16 protein-coding genes are annotated in these 16,786 nt (G+C 65.3%); 4 read left to right on the top strand and 12 right to left on the bottom strand.

Annotated elements, in window-relative coordinates:
* Positions 1-50: 50 nt before the first annotated feature.
* The 3 genes from KTJ87_RS06480 to xylF all read right to left on the bottom strand — a co-directional run bounded on the left by KTJ87_RS06480 (position 51) and on the right by xylF (position 3,223).
* Complete coding sequence (locus KTJ87_RS06480) at positions 51-821, bottom strand: ATP-binding cassette domain-containing protein (RefSeq protein WP_267138286.1); 771 nt, start codon at positions 819-821, stop codon at positions 51-53.
* On the bottom strand, positions 821-2,116 hold the full coding sequence (locus tag KTJ87_RS06475) for a sugar ABC transporter permease (RefSeq protein WP_267138285.1): 1,296 nt from the start codon (positions 2,114-2,116) through the stop codon (positions 821-823). The genes KTJ87_RS06480 and KTJ87_RS06475 overlap by 1 nt, the downstream gene beginning before the upstream one ends.
* Before the next feature lie 75 nt (positions 2,117-2,191).
* The gene (gene xylF / locus KTJ87_RS06470) at positions 2,192-3,223 is read right to left on the bottom strand and encodes a D-xylose ABC transporter substrate-binding protein (RefSeq protein ID WP_267138284.1); all 1,032 of its coding nucleotides are present in this window, start codon (positions 3,221-3,223) and stop codon (positions 2,192-2,194) included.
* A gap of 215 nt (positions 3,224-3,438) precedes the next feature.
* Here xylF and KTJ87_RS06465 point away from each other — a divergent pair, with 215 nt between their 5' ends.
* On the top strand, positions 3,439-4,710 hold the full coding sequence (locus tag KTJ87_RS06465; RefSeq protein ID WP_267138283.1) for an ROK family transcriptional regulator: 1,272 nt from the start codon (positions 3,439-3,441) through the stop codon (positions 4,708-4,710).
* Positions 4,707-6,206: a CRTAC1 family protein gene (locus KTJ87_RS06460; RefSeq protein WP_267138282.1), complete on the top strand. Its 1,500-nt coding sequence runs from the start codon at positions 4,707-4,709 to the stop codon at positions 6,204-6,206. Before KTJ87_RS06465 ends, KTJ87_RS06460 begins: the two co-directional genes overlap by 4 nt.
* Positions 6,207-6,230: 24 nt before the next feature.
* Here the strand turns inward: KTJ87_RS06460 and KTJ87_RS06455 are convergent, their stop codons facing one another.
* Both KTJ87_RS06455 and KTJ87_RS06450 read right to left on the bottom strand, forming a co-directional pair.
* Positions 6,231-7,547, bottom strand: a complete 1,317-nt coding sequence (locus KTJ87_RS06455; RefSeq protein ID WP_267138281.1) for a cytochrome-c peroxidase — start codon at positions 7,545-7,547, stop codon at positions 6,231-6,233.
* 4 nt (positions 7,548-7,551) lie between these two features.
* Positions 7,552-8,241 carry a D-lyxose/D-mannose family sugar isomerase gene (locus KTJ87_RS06450; protein WP_267138280.1) on the bottom strand — a complete coding sequence of 230 codons (690 nt, stop codon included), beginning with the start codon at positions 8,239-8,241 and terminating at the stop codon, positions 7,552-7,554.
* 197 nt (positions 8,242-8,438) lie between these two features.
* Here KTJ87_RS06450 and maiA point away from each other — a divergent pair, with 197 nt between their 5' ends.
* Positions 8,439-9,083 carry a maleylacetoacetate isomerase gene (gene maiA / locus KTJ87_RS06445; protein WP_267138279.1) on the top strand — a complete coding sequence of 215 codons (645 nt, stop codon included), beginning with the start codon at positions 8,439-8,441 and terminating at the stop codon, positions 9,081-9,083.
* 3 nt (positions 9,084-9,086) lie between these two features.
* Here maiA and KTJ87_RS06440 read toward each other — a convergent pair whose 3' ends face one another.
* Positions 9,087-9,524 carry a MarR family winged helix-turn-helix transcriptional regulator gene (locus KTJ87_RS06440; RefSeq protein ID WP_267138278.1) on the bottom strand — a complete coding sequence of 146 codons (438 nt, stop codon included), beginning with the start codon at positions 9,522-9,524 and terminating at the stop codon, positions 9,087-9,089.
* Positions 9,525-9,647: 123 nt separating this feature from the next.
* Here KTJ87_RS06440 and KTJ87_RS06435 point away from each other — a divergent pair, with 123 nt between their 5' ends.
* The gene (locus KTJ87_RS06435) at positions 9,648-10,118 is read left to right on the top strand and encodes a DUF3237 domain-containing protein (RefSeq protein WP_267138277.1); all 471 of its coding nucleotides are present in this window, start codon (positions 9,648-9,650) and stop codon (positions 10,116-10,118) included.
* Between the two features lie 64 nt (positions 10,119-10,182).
* Here the strand turns inward: KTJ87_RS06435 and KTJ87_RS06430 are convergent, their stop codons facing one another.
* From KTJ87_RS06430 to doeA, 6 genes are all read right to left on the bottom strand, one after another.
* Positions 10,183-11,385 carry a cytochrome P450 gene (locus KTJ87_RS06430; protein WP_267138276.1) on the bottom strand — a complete coding sequence of 401 codons (1,203 nt, stop codon included), beginning with the start codon at positions 11,383-11,385 and terminating at the stop codon, positions 10,183-10,185.
* 165 nt (positions 11,386-11,550) lie between these two features.
* The gene (locus tag KTJ87_RS06425; protein ID WP_267138275.1) at positions 11,551-13,308 is read right to left on the bottom strand and encodes a SulP family inorganic anion transporter; all 1,758 of its coding nucleotides are present in this window, start codon (positions 13,306-13,308) and stop codon (positions 11,551-11,553) included.
* A gap of 76 nt (positions 13,309-13,384) precedes the next feature.
* Positions 13,385-14,272: an MBL fold metallo-hydrolase gene (locus KTJ87_RS06420; protein ID WP_267138274.1), complete on the bottom strand. Its 888-nt coding sequence runs from the start codon at positions 14,270-14,272 to the stop codon at positions 13,385-13,387.
* A gap of 14 nt (positions 14,273-14,286) precedes the next feature.
* Positions 14,287-14,499, bottom strand: coding sequence for a YgaP family membrane protein (locus KTJ87_RS06415; RefSeq protein ID WP_267138273.1), 213 nt, complete (start codon positions 14,497-14,499; stop codon positions 14,287-14,289).
* A gap of 110 nt (positions 14,500-14,609) precedes the next feature.
* Entirely contained in the window at positions 14,610-15,599 is a 990-nt protein-coding gene (gene doeB, locus KTJ87_RS06410) for a N(2)-acetyl-L-2,4-diaminobutanoate deacetylase DoeB (protein ID WP_267138272.1), read from the bottom strand.
* Positions 15,596-16,780 carry an ectoine hydrolase DoeA gene (gene doeA, locus KTJ87_RS06405; protein WP_267138271.1) on the bottom strand — a complete coding sequence of 395 codons (1,185 nt, stop codon included), beginning with the start codon at positions 16,778-16,780 and terminating at the stop codon, positions 15,596-15,598. The genes doeB and doeA overlap by 4 nt, the downstream gene beginning before the upstream one ends.
* Between the last annotated feature and the right edge of the window lie 6 nt (positions 16,781-16,786).

The raw sequence follows: 16,786 nt of genomic DNA, 5'->3' as shown, positions 1-16,786 counted from the left end.
TTGGACTTTGGCGCCCGGACCATCGGCCCGGAACGCCGGAGGGGGTCGGATCAGGCCGCCAGCTCTTCGGGCTTCTTGCCAAGGATGATCATCGCCAGAAGATCATCCTCGGTCACGTCATCGACGTTGACCGTGCCCACAAGCTGCCCGTTCTTCATCACGCTCGCGCGGTCACACAGCCGTTTGACCTGGTGCACGTCGTGGTCGATCAGGAAGATGCCAAGGCCCTGACGCTTCAGCTCGTCGATCAGTTCGGCGACCATCTGCGTTTCCTGCGGGCCGAGTGCGGCGGTCGGTTCGTCCATAATCAGGATGCGGGCGTTGAAATACACCGCACGGCTGATCGCCACCGACTGCCGCTGGCCGCCCGACAGCGCCGACACCGGCACGTTGAACTTGCGGAAGTTGGAGTTGAGCCGCCCCATGATCTTGCGCGTCTCGGCCTCCATCTTGGAGTCGTCGACAAAGCCGAACGGCGTGGTCAACTCGCGCCCCAGGAACAGGTTCGACGCGGCATCAAGGTTATCTGCCAGCGCAAGCGTCTGGTAGATCGTCTCGATGTTGTAGCCGCGCGCGTCACGGGGATTGTTGATCGTCGCCTTCTCGCCGTTGACGAAAATCTCGCCCGAGTCCTGCTGATAAGCGCCCGACAGGCACTTGATCAGCGTCGACTTGCCCGCGCCATTGTGGCCCAGAAGGCCGACGACCTCGCCGGGATAAAGATCGACCGTCACATGGTCGACGGCCTGCACGCCGCCGAAGGCGATCGAGATGTCGCGCATCTCGACCAGCGGGGTTCCCTTGTTGGTTCCGGTGGCCATCATGCTGCTCCCGTGCGTCTGCGGTAGATGATGTCGACAAGGACGGCGAAGACAAGGACCGCACCCACGACGATGTTCTGGAACGGCGCATCGACGCCGACCATGGCCATGCCCGATTGCAGCGACTGCATAATCAACGCGCCAAGGATGGCGCCGTGGATCGTGCCGATGCCGCCCGACAGCGCGGTGCCGCCGATGACCGCTGCCGCGATGACGCGCAACTCGTCCAGCGTGCCGATGTCGTTGGAATGGAACGACAACCGCGCCGAGGCGACGACCGCCGAGACCGCGCAGAGCGCGCCCATGATGGCAAAGACCTTGACGGTCAGCAGCCGGGTGTTGATGCCCGACAACTCGGCCGCGTCGGGGTTGCCGCCGGTGGCGAAGATGTAGCGCCCCAGCCGGGTGCGACGGGCGATCAGCGTCATCACGACCGCGACGACAAGCAGGATCAGCACCGAGTAGGGCACGCCGTATCCGGCGGTGTAGCCTTCGGGCATAACCTCGCCGCGCGCCTCGAACATCCGCTCGAGCCGGGGTGTCGGCACCTCGTAGGCGTTAAGAAGCGCGACGAAACCAAGGATGACGACCGCGATGATGGTGCCAAGCATGGCTTCGGCCCACAGCGGCTTGACCGGGAAGTCATGCGCAAGCTTGCCCCGGCGCGCGTTGAACAGCGCAGCGATGGCAATCACCGTGGCGACGATGCCGACGATCCAGCTCCACGTCACGCCGAGCGTGCCGTTGATGCCGCCGAACAGAAGAAAGGTCTCGTCCAGCGGGCCGATGGTCTGGCCGTTGGTCAGATACCAGGCGACGTTGCGCCAGACCAACAGGCCCCCCAGCGTCACGATGAAGGCGGGGATGGTCAGGTAGCCGACCAGCCAGCCGTGAAAGGCGCCGATGGCGGTGCCTGCGACCAGCCCGATGACGATGGCGATAGGCGCGGTCAGCGGATGGTTAAGCCCGAGGCCCAGCATGTCGGGGGTCAGCACCGTCTGCGTCATCGCCATGATCGCCGAACAGGTGGCCAGCAAGGAGCCGACGCTCAGGTCGATATGGCGAGTGACGATGATGAACACCATGCCGGTGGCCATGATCGCCACGCTGACAGTCTGGATCGTCAGGTTGAAGATGTTCCGCGGGGTCAGAAAGCGCCCGTCGGTGATCAGGTCGAACCCGATCGACAGGACGGCGAAGGCGCCGATCATGCCCAGAAGGCGGGTGTCGATCTCCAGCAGCGAGAAGATGTTCTTCTTCTGCGCCGGAGCGGAGGGTGTGGCCGCGTCGGTCATGGGGAAACGTCTCTGGATCAGGGTGTCACGCCGCCCCACCATAGGGGCGGCGTGGTCCGTCAAGCCGTCAAGGGCTTAGTTGCAGGGTGCGGGGCCGTTCTCGACGCCCTGGCACAGCGATTCCTGGCTGATCCAGCCCGCATCGACGACAACCGACAGGTTGTCTGCGGTCACCGGGATCGGTGCGAGGAACTTGGCGGTCAGGGTGGTGCCGCTGGGCGACGTCCATTCCTGCGCGCCCTCGACATCGGCCATTGCGGTGCCCGATGCGAGTGCCACGGCGATCTCGCCCGCTTCGCGGCCAAGGTCACGCGCGTCTTTCCAGACCGAAACGGTCTGGGTGCCGCTTGCAACGCGGTTCAGAGCGGCATGGTCGCCGTCCTGACCCGACACCGGGATGCCCTGCATGCCCTGTGCGGTCAGCGCTGCCACGACACCGCCCGCGGTGCCGTCGTTCGAAGCCACGACCGCGTCGACGTTGTTGTCGTTGGCAGTCAGGATCTGCTCCATGTTGCGCTGAGCGTTCGCGGGCAGCCAGCCGTCAGTGTAGGATTCGCCGACGATGGTGATGTCACCTGCATCGATCGCCGCCTGCAGGATTTCCTGCTGGCCGCCGCGGAGGAAGTCCGCGTTCGGGTCGGTGCCCGAGCCCTTGATCATGACATAGTTGCCGGTCGGCTGTGCTTCGAGCACGGCACGGGCCTGCATCCGGCCAACCTCGACGTTGTCGAAGGTCAGGTAGAAGGCGCGCGGGTCTTCGATCAGGCGGTCATAGCCGACGACCGGGATCCCCTCGTCCGCGGCCTGCTGAACCGCCGGGCCAATGGCCGACGAATCCTGCGCAAGGATGATGAGCGCATCGACGCCTTGGGCGACGAGGCTTTCGATGTCCGAAAGCTGCTTGGACGCGGACGACTGCGCGTCGGTCGACACATAGGACGCGCCGGCGGCTTCGAGCGCGGCCTTGATCGCGGCTTCGTCGGTTTTCCAGCGCTCTTCCTGGAAGTTGGACCAGCTGACGCCGACGGTCATGCCGTGACCGGCTGCCATGGCTGATGTGGAAACGGACGCGGCGAGGATTGCCGCGAGGCTGAGTGCTTGACGCATGGATGTTCCTCCCAAAACAAGGTGCCCGGAATCGGGCGGTCCGGCAGTGGCCGTGACGGCGCTAACAATGGCATATTTAATTCAGCTGTCAAAAATAATTTTGCCTTCGCAGGTGCAGAAACCGCGTATTTGCAGCGCAGCATTCAAAAAAACGCTGGAAAAGCCTGCAAAACCGGGTAGCGTGAGCATGTTAAATTTAGCGCGTGAAGGAAATGATGCCCGACACCGGACACATGACGCCGCTTGGGCAGGACGAGTCGGCGGGCTGCGGCCCGTTGATTCAAAGCTATGCCGCACAGCCCCGTCCCTTGCGCCAGCAGGTGTTCGAGCGGGTGCGCGCCAGCGGCCTGATCGCGCGCAGCGAGGTCGCCAAGGACCTTGGCGTCAGCCCCGCCTCGGTCACATCCGCAGCGTCCGAGTTGATCGAGAAGGGCCTGATCCTCGAAGTCGACACGCCGCGCCGTGACGGCGACGGCACGCGCGGCCGCCCGCCCGTGGCGCTGGGGGTGCGGCCAGCGGCCGGGCATGTCGCCGGGCTCAAGCTGTCGGACCAGTCGCATTCCGCGATCATCTGCGACTTTGCCGGGACCGTGATCGCCGAAGCGCATTTGCGCCACGGCATCCTGCAACAGGACGCCGCACAGGTGATCGAGGACGCGCTGCGCACGCTCGACGACGCGCTGTGCCGCGCCGGGCTGGAGCGGCGCGATCTTCTGGCGGTGGGCCTTGGGCTGCCCGGGATCGTCGACAGCGACACCGGCGTGTCGATGTGGTCGCCCCTGTTCCGCGAGCGCGGAACACCCCTGGGCGCGATCCTGACCGAGCGGATCGGCTGTCCGGTGCGGATCGACAACGATGCAAATTGCGTGACGCTGGCCGAATTGTGGTTCGGCGCAGGCCGCACCCGCCCCGATTTCGCGGTCGTCACCATCGAGCACGGGCTTGGCATGGGCATCGTCATCAATCACCGCCTCTATCGCGGCGCGCTGGGGCTGGGGCTGGAATTCGGGCACACCAAGGTGCAGCTTGACGGCGCGCTGTGCCGCTGCGGCCAGCGCGGGTGCCTTGAAGCTTACGTCGCCGACTATGCGCTGGTGCGCGAGGCGACGACGGCGCTCAACTGGGGCAATCGGGGCGTGCAGTCGCCGCAGATCCTGCTGGAATCGCTCTATGACCACGCCAAGGCCGGGAACCAGTCGGCGCGGGCGATCTTCAAGCGGGCGGGCAGGTATCTGGCGCTGGGGCTGGCGAACATCGTCAACCTGTTCGACCCTGCGCTGATCCTGTTGTCCGGCGAGCGGATGCGCTACGATTACCTTTATGCCGAGGAGGTGCTGTCAGCGATGCGCGACATGACACTCGACACCGACCGGATCGGCCCGCGCGTGGAAATCCGCGCCTGGGGCGATCAGGTCTGGGCGCGGGGCGCTGCGGCGCTGGCGCTCGAGGCGGCGACCGACATCGCGCTTGCGCCAGAGACGACATGAGGGCGCTTGTCCTGATCCTTGCCGCGGCGCCCGCCGCTGCCGATCCGCAGTTCCGGCCAGTGCCGCTGCCGACGGACCATGTCTATTCCGGCGGATGGGAGCATTTCGTCGGCGGCGGGCTGGCCGCGTTCGACTGTGACGGCGATGCGATGCCAGAGCTGCTGGCGGCAGGCGGCGAGGCGCCGATGACGCTTCTGCGCAACGTCACGCCTTCGGTGGGCGGCGATCTTGCGTTTGCGGCGGGCGACTTTCCCGAGATCACCGGCGCGACGGGCGCCTACCCTCTCGACATCGACGGCGACGGCACGCTCGATCTGTTCGTCTTGCGCGTTGGCGCCAACATGGCGCTGAAAGGCGGGCCGGACTGCGCCTTCACCGATGCCACGGCAGACTGGGGCATCGACGGCGCGGACCGCTGGTCGACCGCCTTTTCCGCGACATGGGAGGCGGGGCAGGATCGCCCGACGCTGGCGGTCGGCAACTATGTCGACCGTGACGACCCGGACGGACCGTTCCAGGCCTGCGACGGCAACCAGCTGTTGCGGCCAGCGGCGCAAGGCTATGACAGCACGCCGCTGACGCCCGGTTTCTGCGCGCTGTCGATGCTGTTCTCGGATGCGGCCCGGCGCGGCGTGCAGGACCTGCGCGTCTCCAACGACCGGCACTACTACGTGCGCGGCGGCACCGAACAGATGTGGCAGTTCCCCGAGGTGCGGCTGCTGGGCCCCGAGGACGGGTTCGATCCGGTGTCGATCTGGGGCATGGGCATCGCCTCGACCGACCTGACTGGCGACGGGCTGCCCGAGGTGGTTCTGACGTCGATGGGCGACCAGCTGTTGCAGTTCGCGCGCGCGCCCTACGCCTATGACAGCGCCCCGTACGAGACCGGCGCGACGGCGCACCGCCCCCATGTCGGCGATGATGGCCGCCCCTCGACGGGCTGGCATTCGGCCTTTGGCGATGCAGACAACGACGGGCGCGAGGATATATTCATCGCCAAGGGCAACGTCGACCAGATGCCCGGCAACGCGATGCACGATCCCAATTCGCTGCTGATGCAGCAGGCCGATGGCACCTTCCGCGAGGTATCGGACATCGCCGGTGTCGCCAGCGACGCGCGCGGGCGCGGCGCGGTGTTCGACGATCTGAACGGGGACGGATTGCGCGATCTGGCCGTGGTGAACCGCCGCGCGCCGCTGGAGGTCTGGCAGAACGTGACCACAGGCTCGGGCCAATGGATCGCCGTCGAGGCGCGGCAGGCGGGCGGCAACACCCGCGCCGTAGGCGGCTTCGTTGCGCTGCGCCTGCCCGGCGGCACGGTCCGCGAAAAGGAAATCACGGTGGGCGGAGGCCATGCCGGTGGCAGCGCCCTGCCCGTGCACTTCGGTCTGGGTGATGTTCAGCGCGCCGAGGTCCGGGTGACCTGGCCGGGCGGCACCGCGACGGACTGGACCCCGATTGACGCAGGCCAGTCGATCACGATCCGGCGCCCGTAGTGCGGGACTTGTCCCGCCGCCCCCTCAGCGATCCACCGGCAACCCGCTTGGCACTGCCGCGGGAATGCCAAGCCGCCCGTCGATGGCGGCCTGATCCTCGAGCGCGGTCAGGAAAGCGATCAGCGCATCGATCCGCTGCTCAGGCAGCGGGCGGCCCGGAACGGCGGCCTCGGTGATCGCCGAGACCTCTGCGGGATCGTCCATCACCTGCCAGTCTGACAGGCTGGGCATGTCGGGCAGCACCGCCTGCCCCCGGTCATAGGCGGCAAGCGCGCCTTTGGGATCGGTGTGGGCGGCAAGGAACTTTCGCAGGTCCGAGTAGGCCCCCGAATGCCCCCAGGGACCGGTCCGCGTCACGTTGCGCAGGGACGGCGTGCGGAAGGCATAGGCGTCTTCGGCGCGCCCCGTCACACGGATGCGGCCTTCGTCGCGCGCATGGGATTCGAACCGCGCGGCCTTGCCGGGGCCAAGCTGCGGCACGCCCATCGCGTGAAAGCCGTGGTCGGTCTGGAATCGCCCGGAATGGCAGGCGGAACAGCCTGCCTCACCATAGAAAAGGTCCATGCCGTCTGCCGCCGCACCGTCCAGTGCCGCCTCGCCGCGCAGATGGGCGTCGAAGGCGCTGTCGTCAGACCGCCATTCAAACGCGATGAACGCGGCGACCGCGTTCGAGATGTCGGTAAAGCCGATGTCCTCGCCGGTCTCGATCCCGGGATAGACGGCCTCGAACCGCTGGCGATAGGCCGGGATCGCCGCGACGCGGCCTGCGATGATGTCCCAGGCGCCGCCCTCTCCGGTGATGCGGCCCTGCCGCACGGCCTGCGCGACGTCGTTCTCGGAATAGTGGCCCGCCATCTCGTCCGCGCTGAGCACGGGGAACATGGTCTGCGCCGACAGCACACCAGAAAACCCCTGCACCATGTCCTCGTCCAGCGGCGTGCGCAGGCCGGACGGCTTTGACGGGTCGGCCTCGACGCGACCATCGTGGAACATCACGGTGAACTCGCGCGCGCCGAGGTTGAACAGCGCGGTCGCGTTCCTCGGGATGCGCTGTTCGGGCATGTTGGCGGGATCGGGGGTGCGGTCAGGCCCCAGTCCGGTGCCGCCTTCGCCGAGCGACAGCGACACGCCGTCGCCGGTGGCAAAACGCGGGTGATGGCAGGTGCCGCAGGAAATGTTGCGGTTCCCGGACAGGACCGGGTCATAGAACAGAAGCTGCCCCAGTTCCGCCTCGGCGCGGCGGACGGGCAAATAGGCGTCATCGGTCACCGCAGCAGGCAGATCGCCCGCCATCGCGGCGCCGGGAACAAGGGCGGTCAGCAGAGCAAAGCGCAGGGTCATGACGTCATTCTAGCCACCGATCATAGTCCGACACCAGCAATCGTTGCGAGCCGGTGTCTTCCTCGATGTCGGAAAAGCGCCCGATGGGATCGCGAAAGATGTTGTCGGTCAGGTCGTCGTTTACGTTCGACACCTCGCCGATCAGCACGCGGCCGCCTTCCGCCCAGAAGGCGTGCCAGTGCCATGGCTCCAACGTAACGCTTTCCCCCGGTGCCAGCGCCAGAAGGCCGCCCGGCGGCAGCCGCCGCTCTACTGCATCGCAGCGCAGCACGACCCCGGCAGCCTCGTCGATGCCGCCGTCCTCGGACCGGGTGAACAGCTCGATCACCAGCGTGCCGCCGCCGCGATTGATGATGTCCTCGGTCTTGCGTTCGTGCCGGTGCATCGGCGAAAGCTGGCGATCCTCGGAGATCAGCAGCTTTTCGGCGTAAAGCATGCCCGCACCCTTGGCCACGTTCAGCGCCGACCCGTTGCGCAGGGTGAACAGAACAAGCCCCATCTCGTCGAACCGCCCTGCCCCGTAATCGGTCACGTCCCAGCCCAGCCGGGCGTCGCGGATCGGGGCGGCATCGGTCGCGACCCGCGCGCGCATGTCCTCGGGCGTCCAGCCCGCGAAGGGCGGCAGCACAAAGCCGCAGGACGCGATGAAGTCGGACGCGCGGGCGATGATGTCGTTGACGCGGGATCGTTTCATGTATTGCCTTTCCAGTTCTTTCCGGCGTTTGCGATGACGTGTAGGCAACTTGGGCCGGGGCCATGTCTTGCCTCGTCAATGGCGCCAATGCCGCGACGGAATGCTGCCAGTTGTCGCATATAACGCTTGTCTAACACAGCCCGCGCCGACACTGTCACCTCGTACCCGCTGTCATTTTCAGTCAGACGATCCTTCCCATGCTTACACTGCACAACTACTTCCGGTCTTCGACGTCGACACGGCTGCGATGCGCCCTCAATCTCAAGGGAATTAGATATTCCTACCGCAGTTATGCCCTTCTCAAGGACGAGACGCGCGGTGAGGATTTCCTGCGGCTGAATCCTGCCGGTCTGGTGCCGGTGTTGGAGCTGGATGACGGAACGGTCCTGTCCCAGTCGCTCGCCATCATCGAATACATCGACGAGACCTACCCGACGCCGCCGCTTCTGCCGCCTGACGCACTGGGGCGCGCGCGGGTGCGCTCGCTTGCCTACATGATCGCCTGCGAAGTGCATCCGCTGAACAACCTTCGGGTTCTCAAGCATCTTTCGTCCGAGTACGGGCAGGACGACACCGGCAAGGCGACGTGGTTCCGCCACTGGATCGACCAGAGCTTTCCCGCGATCGAGGCCCGGCTGAGGTACGAGAACCAGACCGGGCTGTATTGCCACGGAGAGTCTCCGTCGCTGGCCGATTGCTGCCTCTATGCGCAGGTCTGGAACAACAGCCGCTTCGACGTGGTGATGGACGACTACCCCACCATCGCACGCATCTACGAGGCGCTCGACCGCCTGCCTGCGTTCCGCGATGCCGCCCCGCCGAACCAGCCCGACGCGTTCTAGGCGTCAGTAGATCCGGCGCAGCACCGACAGCAGCATCGCGCGTTCGTCGGGCGTCAGGGCCGCGAGCAATTCGTCTTCATGTGCGGCGGCCGCCGCGAGCGCCTCGTCCAGCTTGGCGCGGCCCTGCTCTGTCGCCCGAAGCGCATAGGCCCGGCGATCCCCCGTGACAGGCGTGCGCGCGATATGGCCCTGCGCCTCCAACTCGTCGACGGTAACGACGGTGCCCGAGCGTTCGATGCCAAGCCCGCGCGCCACGTCCGACTGGGTGATGCCGGGATTGCTGACCACCACCGACAGAACCGAGAACGTGCGCTGGCTTAGCCCGACTGGCGCCAGCGCCTCGCGCAGATGTGCGGCGAACCGGGTATAGCCGCGCCGCAGGTTATAGCCGACCTGACGTTCCAGAAGGCTCATATCAGGCCCTGCATCTTGCGTATCCATCGCCACTTTCCACCAAAGAGGGGTTTTCGATCCTGCCTGAACAGTTCATCGTCCAATCATTGTCTTCCTAAACAGAAGCAAGTTCGAACAAAAGCCTGAACCTGTCCAAGGACCCGCGCGCCGATGACTTCTGCCTTGCCCCCTCCCGACCTTGCCCATGTCTGCGACCTGTTCGTCGAACTCGACCCGATCCGCGAGATGGGTGCAGGGCGCGCGGGTCAGCGCCGGATCATCCCGATCACCGGGGGCCGCGTCGAGGGGCCGCGCTTGAACGGCCGCATCCTTGATCTCGGCGCCGACTGGCAGACGATATGGGCGAACGGCGTGGCCGAGCTCGATACCCGCTACGGGTTCGAGACCGACGACGGCGCGCTGATCGAGATCGTCAACTACGGCTATCGCCACGGCCCCGAGCACGTCATCGCCGCCATCGCGCGCGGCGATGAGGTCGAGCATGACGCCTACTACATGCGCACGCAGGCCCGACTAGAGACCGGGGACGAACGCTATGACTGGGTGAACCGGACGCTGTTCGTCGGGCGCGGGGCGCGGCTTGCCGGACAGGTGGTCATGTCGCTGTTCGCGCTGGACTGACGGCAAACGAAAACGCCCCGGCATCGCTGCCGGGGCAAGGTGCCCTTTCGGGGGGAGAAACCGTTTACTTGAGGATGACCGGAAGGTTGATCGGACCGCGAAAGCCAAAGCCGCGCCATTCGACGGAAGCCGGATCGACCAGCTCCATGTCGGGGAACCGTTCAAACATCAGCGGCAGCATCACCTTGGAAATCGCCTGCCGCGCGACATGGGTGCCCTGGCAGAAATGCGGCCCGTTGCCGAAGGCCTGGTGGCTGTTCTTGCCCCGGTAGACGATAAACTTGTCGCCGTCCTCGAACAGGTCCTCGTCATGGTTCGCCGAGGCCTGAATGGTCATCACCGTGTCGCCCTTGGGGATGCGATAGCCGCGGATTTCGGTATCCTCGGTCACAAGGCGTGATGACGCCTGGATCGGCGCGACCCAGCGCACGCCTTCTTCAAAGGCCTTTTGCCAATCGCCGTTCTCGACGACCTGCGCCTTCTGGTCGGGATTGGTGAGCAATCCGTACAGGATCGTGCACAGCGCATCGCGCGGCTCGTTGATGCCGCCGCCGATGGCGATCTTGATGTTCGCCACGATCTGCGACCATTCGATCGGATCGTCCGCGTTCACCATGACCGACAGCGCGGTCTGGTTCGGATCGGCCTTGTGCCGCCGGGCCATCTGGCCGATGGCGCGGTTCATCTCGTCATTGGCGATGTCGCACCGCTCGAACGGCTCGGGTTGCCAGCCGAAATTGCCCGACCCGTCGATCAGCGCCTGCGACCAGCGCTGCATCTCGTCGTCGGTCACGACCTCTGCCAAACCCAACAGATGCGCCAGACCGCGCGCCGCCCAGGGCGCCGCCAGATGCGGGAACAGGTCAACCGGCTCGCCCTTGGGCAGCCGGTCGAGGTAAGCCTCTGCCGTGGCGCGATATTTCGGCAGCCACTCTTGCATGATGACCTTGGGATTGAACGCAGGGGCCATCGCCATGCGCTCACGCATGTGGATCTCGCCGTCCTTGCGCATCAGCGTATGCGCATTGAACGCCCGCTTCATCGGGGTGTTGGGATCATCCGACGAGAACAGCGCCGGGTTGTCCTTAACGTACTTGGTGTCTTCGGCCTTGGTCAGCAGCGTCCGGCCCACCGACTTGACGCGCAGCACCGGCGTTTCGGCGCGCAGGCGGCGATAGATCGGATAGGGGTCGCGGTCGAGCTGGTCGAGCGTGATCGTCTCGTCCAGCGGCGCCAGATCCTTGGAAATGGAACGGTCGAGTGCCATTGTGATCCTCCTTCTCCCATCACCAAGGATATGTCGGATATTGTTATAGTCAATAACAATTCTATAAGTGCGCTGTCCCGAGGCTTAGCTGTGGGCACACAGACAGGATCGCCCTGAGATCAGAGCAGAGGGCCGCTGAGCGGTTTTTCTTTCTATGGCGGGCTTTTAGACAGTCTTCTTGATGTCCGGCGCGCCGTTCACAGGCCCCAGCGCCTTCATCGCGCCGTACTGGGTCAGGAACACCTGCCCGCTCATCTCGTCGAGGAAATGGCTTCTCTGCAGGCGGTCCATCACCGGACCCTTCACCTCGGACAGGTGCAGCTTGATACCCATCTCGGCAAGGCGCCGGTTGATCGCCTCGAGGCTTTCCAGCGCCGAGGAATCGATCTCGTTCACCGCGGTGCATTGCAGGACCACATGTTTCAGCCCGCAATCCGCGACCACCCGGTCATGAACGTAATCCTCGAGAAACCGCGCATTCGCGAAATACAGGCTTTCGTCGATGCGCAGGGTCAGCATCTCGGGGTGCGTCTTGACCTTGTGGCGGTGGATGTTGCGGAAATGCTCGGTTCCCGGCACCAGTCCGACCTCGGCGATATGCGGCTTCGACGTCTTGTAGAGGTGCAGAACGATCGACAGCACCACGCCCGACGACACGCCCACCTCGACCCCGAATCCCAGCGTCAGCAGGATCGTCGCCGCCACGGCAGCGAAATCGGCGCGGCTGTAGGCCCAGGTGCGTTTCAGGATCGAGAAATCGACAAGGCTCAGCACCGCCACGATGATCGTTGCTGCCAGCGTCGCCTTGGGCAGGAAATACAGCAGCGGCGTCAGGAAAAGCGCCGCCAGCGCGATGCCGATGGCGGTAAAGGCGCCCGCCGCCGGGGTTTCGGCGCCCGCGTCGAAGTTCACGACCGACCGCGCAAAGCCGCCCGTCACCGGGTAGCCGCCCGACACCGCCGCCGCGACGTTCGAGGCACCAAGACCGATCAACTCCTGGTCCGGCGTGATGCGCTGGCGGCGCTTCGCGGCGAGTGTCGTGGCGACCGACACCGATTCAACGAAGCCGATGACCGAGATCAGGATCGCCGGGCCGATCAGCGACGCCCAGAAGTCGAGGTTCACGGACGGCAATGTCAGCGGCGGCAGGCCCTGCGGCACCGCGCCCACGATGGCGACGCCGCGCGCATCGAGCGACAGCGCGTAGGTGGCAAGGGTCGTCACCGCGACGGCCGCGACCGGCCCAGCCTTGGCCAGCACATCCGCCAGACGCGGCTTCAGGCCTGCGCGCAGCAAGACCGGCTTCAGCCCCCTGCGCACCCAGAACAGGAACGCCGTGGCGGAGACACCGATCACCAGCGTGATGACGTTGATCTTGGGCAGGTGTTCGATAAGTGATATTATTAGCTCGGGAAGCGTCGCCCCACCCGCTGAAATGCCAAGTATGTGCTTGAGCTGTGAAAAAGCGATCAGGATGCCCGACGCGGTGATGAACCCCGCGATCACCGGATGGCTCAGGAAGTTCGCAAGGAACCCCAGCCGGAACACGCCCATCGCCAGCAGGACCACGCCCGACAGAAAGGCCAGCGTCACGGCGGCCAGCGCGATCTGCGCCGGATCGGTCAGCCCGAGGTTGCCGATCGCCGCGAAGGTCATCAGCGACACCACCGCCACCGGCCCCACGGCAAGCGCCCGCGACGTGCCGAAGATCGCATAAGCGACCAGCGGCAGGATCGAGGCGTAGAGCCCCATCTCGGCCGGAAGCCCGGCCAGCAGAGCATAGGCCAGCGACTGCGGGATCAGCATGATCGTGACGATCACGGCGGCGACAAGATCGCTTGTCGCGGTGTCGGCGTCATAGCGACTGCCCCAGTCGAGAATGGGGAAATAGCGCTTGAAGCGGGCAATGTCGGGGCGCGTCATGGGGGAAACCTCGGGACGGTGCGGCCCCAGGGATCGCTGGGGCCGTCACAATAGGAATGTGCTTTGGATCAGAGCGTTACAGGCCGTTCAGCGGAACCTTCATGTAGCGCGTGCCATTGTCCTCGGGCTCGGGCAGCTTGCCCGCCTTCATGTTCACCTGAAGCGAGGGGATGATGAGTCTTGGCATGTCCAGCTGCGCGTCACGTTCGGTGCGGAACCTGACGAAATCCTCTTTCGTCTTGCCACCGCCGACGTGGATGTTGTGCGACTTTTCCTCGGCCACCGTGGTTTCCCACGCAATGTCACGGCCGTTCGGCCCATAGTCGTGGCACATGAACAGGCGCGTCTCGCCCGGCAGGGCCAGCACCTTCTGGATCGAGTCATACAACTCGCCCGCGTCCCCGCCGGGGAAATCGGCACGCGCCGATCCGCCATCGGGCATGAACAGCGTGTCGCCGACAAACGCCGCGTCGCCGATCACATGGGTCATGCAGGCGGGGGTATGGCCTGGCGTATGGATCGCAAGGGCGGTCATTCCGCCGATCCGGTAGGTGTCGCAGTCCGCGAAGAGGGCATCGAACTGGCTGCCATCTCGCTGGAACTCGGTGCCTTCGTTAAACACCTTGCCAAAGGTGTCCTGCACCACGGTGATCTGGTCACCGATGCCGATCTTGCCGCCCAGTTGCTGCTGGATATACGGCGCGGCCGACAGGTGGTCGGCGTGGACATGGGTTTCGATGATCCACTCCAGCGACAGGCCGTTCGCCCTGATGAAGGCGATGATCTCGTCCGCATGCGCATAGGCGATCCGGCCGGCGGCATAGTCGATGTCCATCACGGAATCGATCACGGCGCAGGCGGCCGACGCGGGGTCCTTCACGACGTAGCTGATCGTGTTCGTCGCGGGATCGAAGAAGGCTGTGACCTCTGGACTCACAGTCATGTCAACAGGATAGGCAGACATCTTCTCACCTCACCTTAACAATCACGGCAGGTCTTGAGACCAAGCAGCGAATACAACGGGCAGAGGCGGAAGACCGCCGTGGCCAGCATGACGATGCCGACGATCACGGCGCCCCAGAACAGAAGCGCGCTGCCTGCGGTCAGTGAGGTGCCAAAGGCAAGGGCAAGAAGAACGACGCCGACGAGGGCGCGAAGCGAACGGTCGAGCGTACCGACATTGACGGACATGGTGGTCTCCTTGGGCGGAACACGGGCGGGATCGCCCATTCATATTCGAATTATATAATATGTGTTCCGCGCATGGATGCAAGCCCTGCGTCAGGACGCCTCAGATCGGATCAGATCGGGTCAGCCACAACCGCCAGACAATCGCCCATCTGCACCAGCCCGGGGAAATGCCGCGCCGTAAGCAACCCGTCGCGCTGCGCCTCGAATTCTGCAGGCGCCTCGCCCGTGTGCCCGGTCGGCCAGACGCGGGCAATCAACTCGCCCTTTCGCACCTCGGCGCCAAGATCCACCATCGGCTCGCACATGCCCGCGCGCTCGGCAAAGACGAAGCAGGACGCATCCGGCATGTCGAGCCAGCGCGTCGGTGCGGTCTCGGGCACGCCGTCCATGATCCCTGCATGGATCAGCAGGTTGCGCGCGCCGCGCTTGGCGATGCGCACGGTTTCCGCCCGCGCCGTGCCGCCGCCGCCAAGTTCTGTCGTGACAAACGTCTTACCCTGCGCCTCGGCCTCGGTGTCGAACATGCCGACCGCGTCGATTTCCAGCATCTTCATCGAGTATGGGGCCGCGAACGCCTCCATCGCGGCCATGCAGCGCGCTTCCTGCGCCTTGTCCGGCAGGACATGCGCGGCGGCGAAGGGCAGGAAATCGAGCGTCCGCCCGCCAGAGTGGAAATCAAGCACCAGATCAGCCATCGGCACCAGCGTGTGCGCGACATAGTCGGCGATCTTCTGCGTCACGGTGCCGTCGGGCTTGCCGGGAAAGCTGCGGTTCAGGTTCCCCCTGTCGCCCGGTGTCGTCCGCGTTCCGGCGAGGAACGCGGGCGTGTTGAGTGCCGGGATCAGGATCACGCGGCCCGCGATATCGGCCTCGCCCAGCGTCTGCGCCAGATCGAACAGCGCGATCGGCCCCTCGTATTCGTCGCCGTGGTTCGCACTGGTGAACAGCGCGGTCGGCCCGTCGCCGTGGCGGATCACGGTGATCGGGATCATCACCGCGCCCCAGGCGCTGTCATCGCGGCTATACGGCAGCCGCAGGTGGCCGTGGTGGACCCCGTCCTGATCGAAAGGAATGGTTGCAGTGATCGGATTGGCGGTCATTTGACGAAGATCTTGCGCGGGGTTTCGCAGAGGCATTCGCACCCTGTGTCGGTGATGCGGATCGCCTCGGTGATCTCCAGCCCGCCGTCGTCGAGCCAGAGCGCGGGCATGAAGTGGAACACCATGTTCGGCTTCATCTCGGTCATGTCGCCGCGCCGGAATGACATGGTGCGCTCGCCCCAGTCGGGCGGATAGGACAGGCCGATGGAATAGCCGCAGCGGCTGTCCTTTTCAAAGCCCAGCCGGTTCAGCGTCGCGTTGAAGGCGTTGGCCACATCCTCGCAGCGGTTGCCGGGGCGCGCCTGTTCCAGCCCCGCCTCCATCGCCTCGACCACGGCCTTTTCGGCCTCCTGATAGTGGACCGGCGGAGTGCCGAAGAACAGCGTGCGCGACTGCGGGCAATGGTAGCGGCGATGCGCGCCAGCGATCTCGAAGAAGTTCGATTCGCCCTTGCGCAGGGTGCGGTCGTCCCATGTCAGGTGCGGCGCGGTGGCGTCCATACCCGACGGCGTCAGCGGCACGATGGCAGGGTAGTCGCCCCAATGGCCGTCCGCGCCCAGAACGCCCTGCCGCACGATCTCGGCGACCAGTTCGTTCTTCTTCATGCCCGGTTCGGCGACCTCGAAGATGCGGTCGTGCATTGCCTCGACGATGCGCGCGGCGCGGCGCATGTAAAGGATCTCGCTGTCCGATTTCACCGAGCGCTGCCAGTTCACAAGGCCCGTGGCATCCTCGAAGCTGGCGGCGTGCAGATGCTCGGTCAGCACATGATGTGCACGGGCCGAGTAGTAGTAGTTGTCCATCTCGACGCCGATGCGGGCCTCGTGCCAGCCGCGCTCGTAGATCAAGATCGCCAGCGCCTCCATCGGGTGCTTCTGCGGGTTCTGCACATAGGTGTCGTCATAGCCCACGATGGTCTGGTCGTGGTCCTGCATGAACACCGTGCGCACCGCGCCGAAGCCGTCCATGGACCGGCCCCACCACACTGGCGGCCCCTCCATCGGGAGCAGAACCGCCTGATGGACATAGAAAGACCAGCCGTCATACCCCGAGATCCAGCTCATGTTGGACGGGTCCGAGATGATGATGAGGTCGAGCCCGCGACGATCCATCTCGTCGCGAGTCCGTGCGATCCGCGCCTCGTATTCGGCGTCGGTGAAGTTCGGATTGGATGTGGTCAACGCGGT

This window comes from Anianabacter salinae, assembly GCF_019061145.1.
Classification (GTDB): domain Bacteria; phylum Pseudomonadota; class Alphaproteobacteria; order Rhodobacterales; family Rhodobacteraceae; genus Anianibacter; species Anianibacter salinarum.
This window is presented reverse-complemented; position numbering and strand designations above follow the sequence as displayed.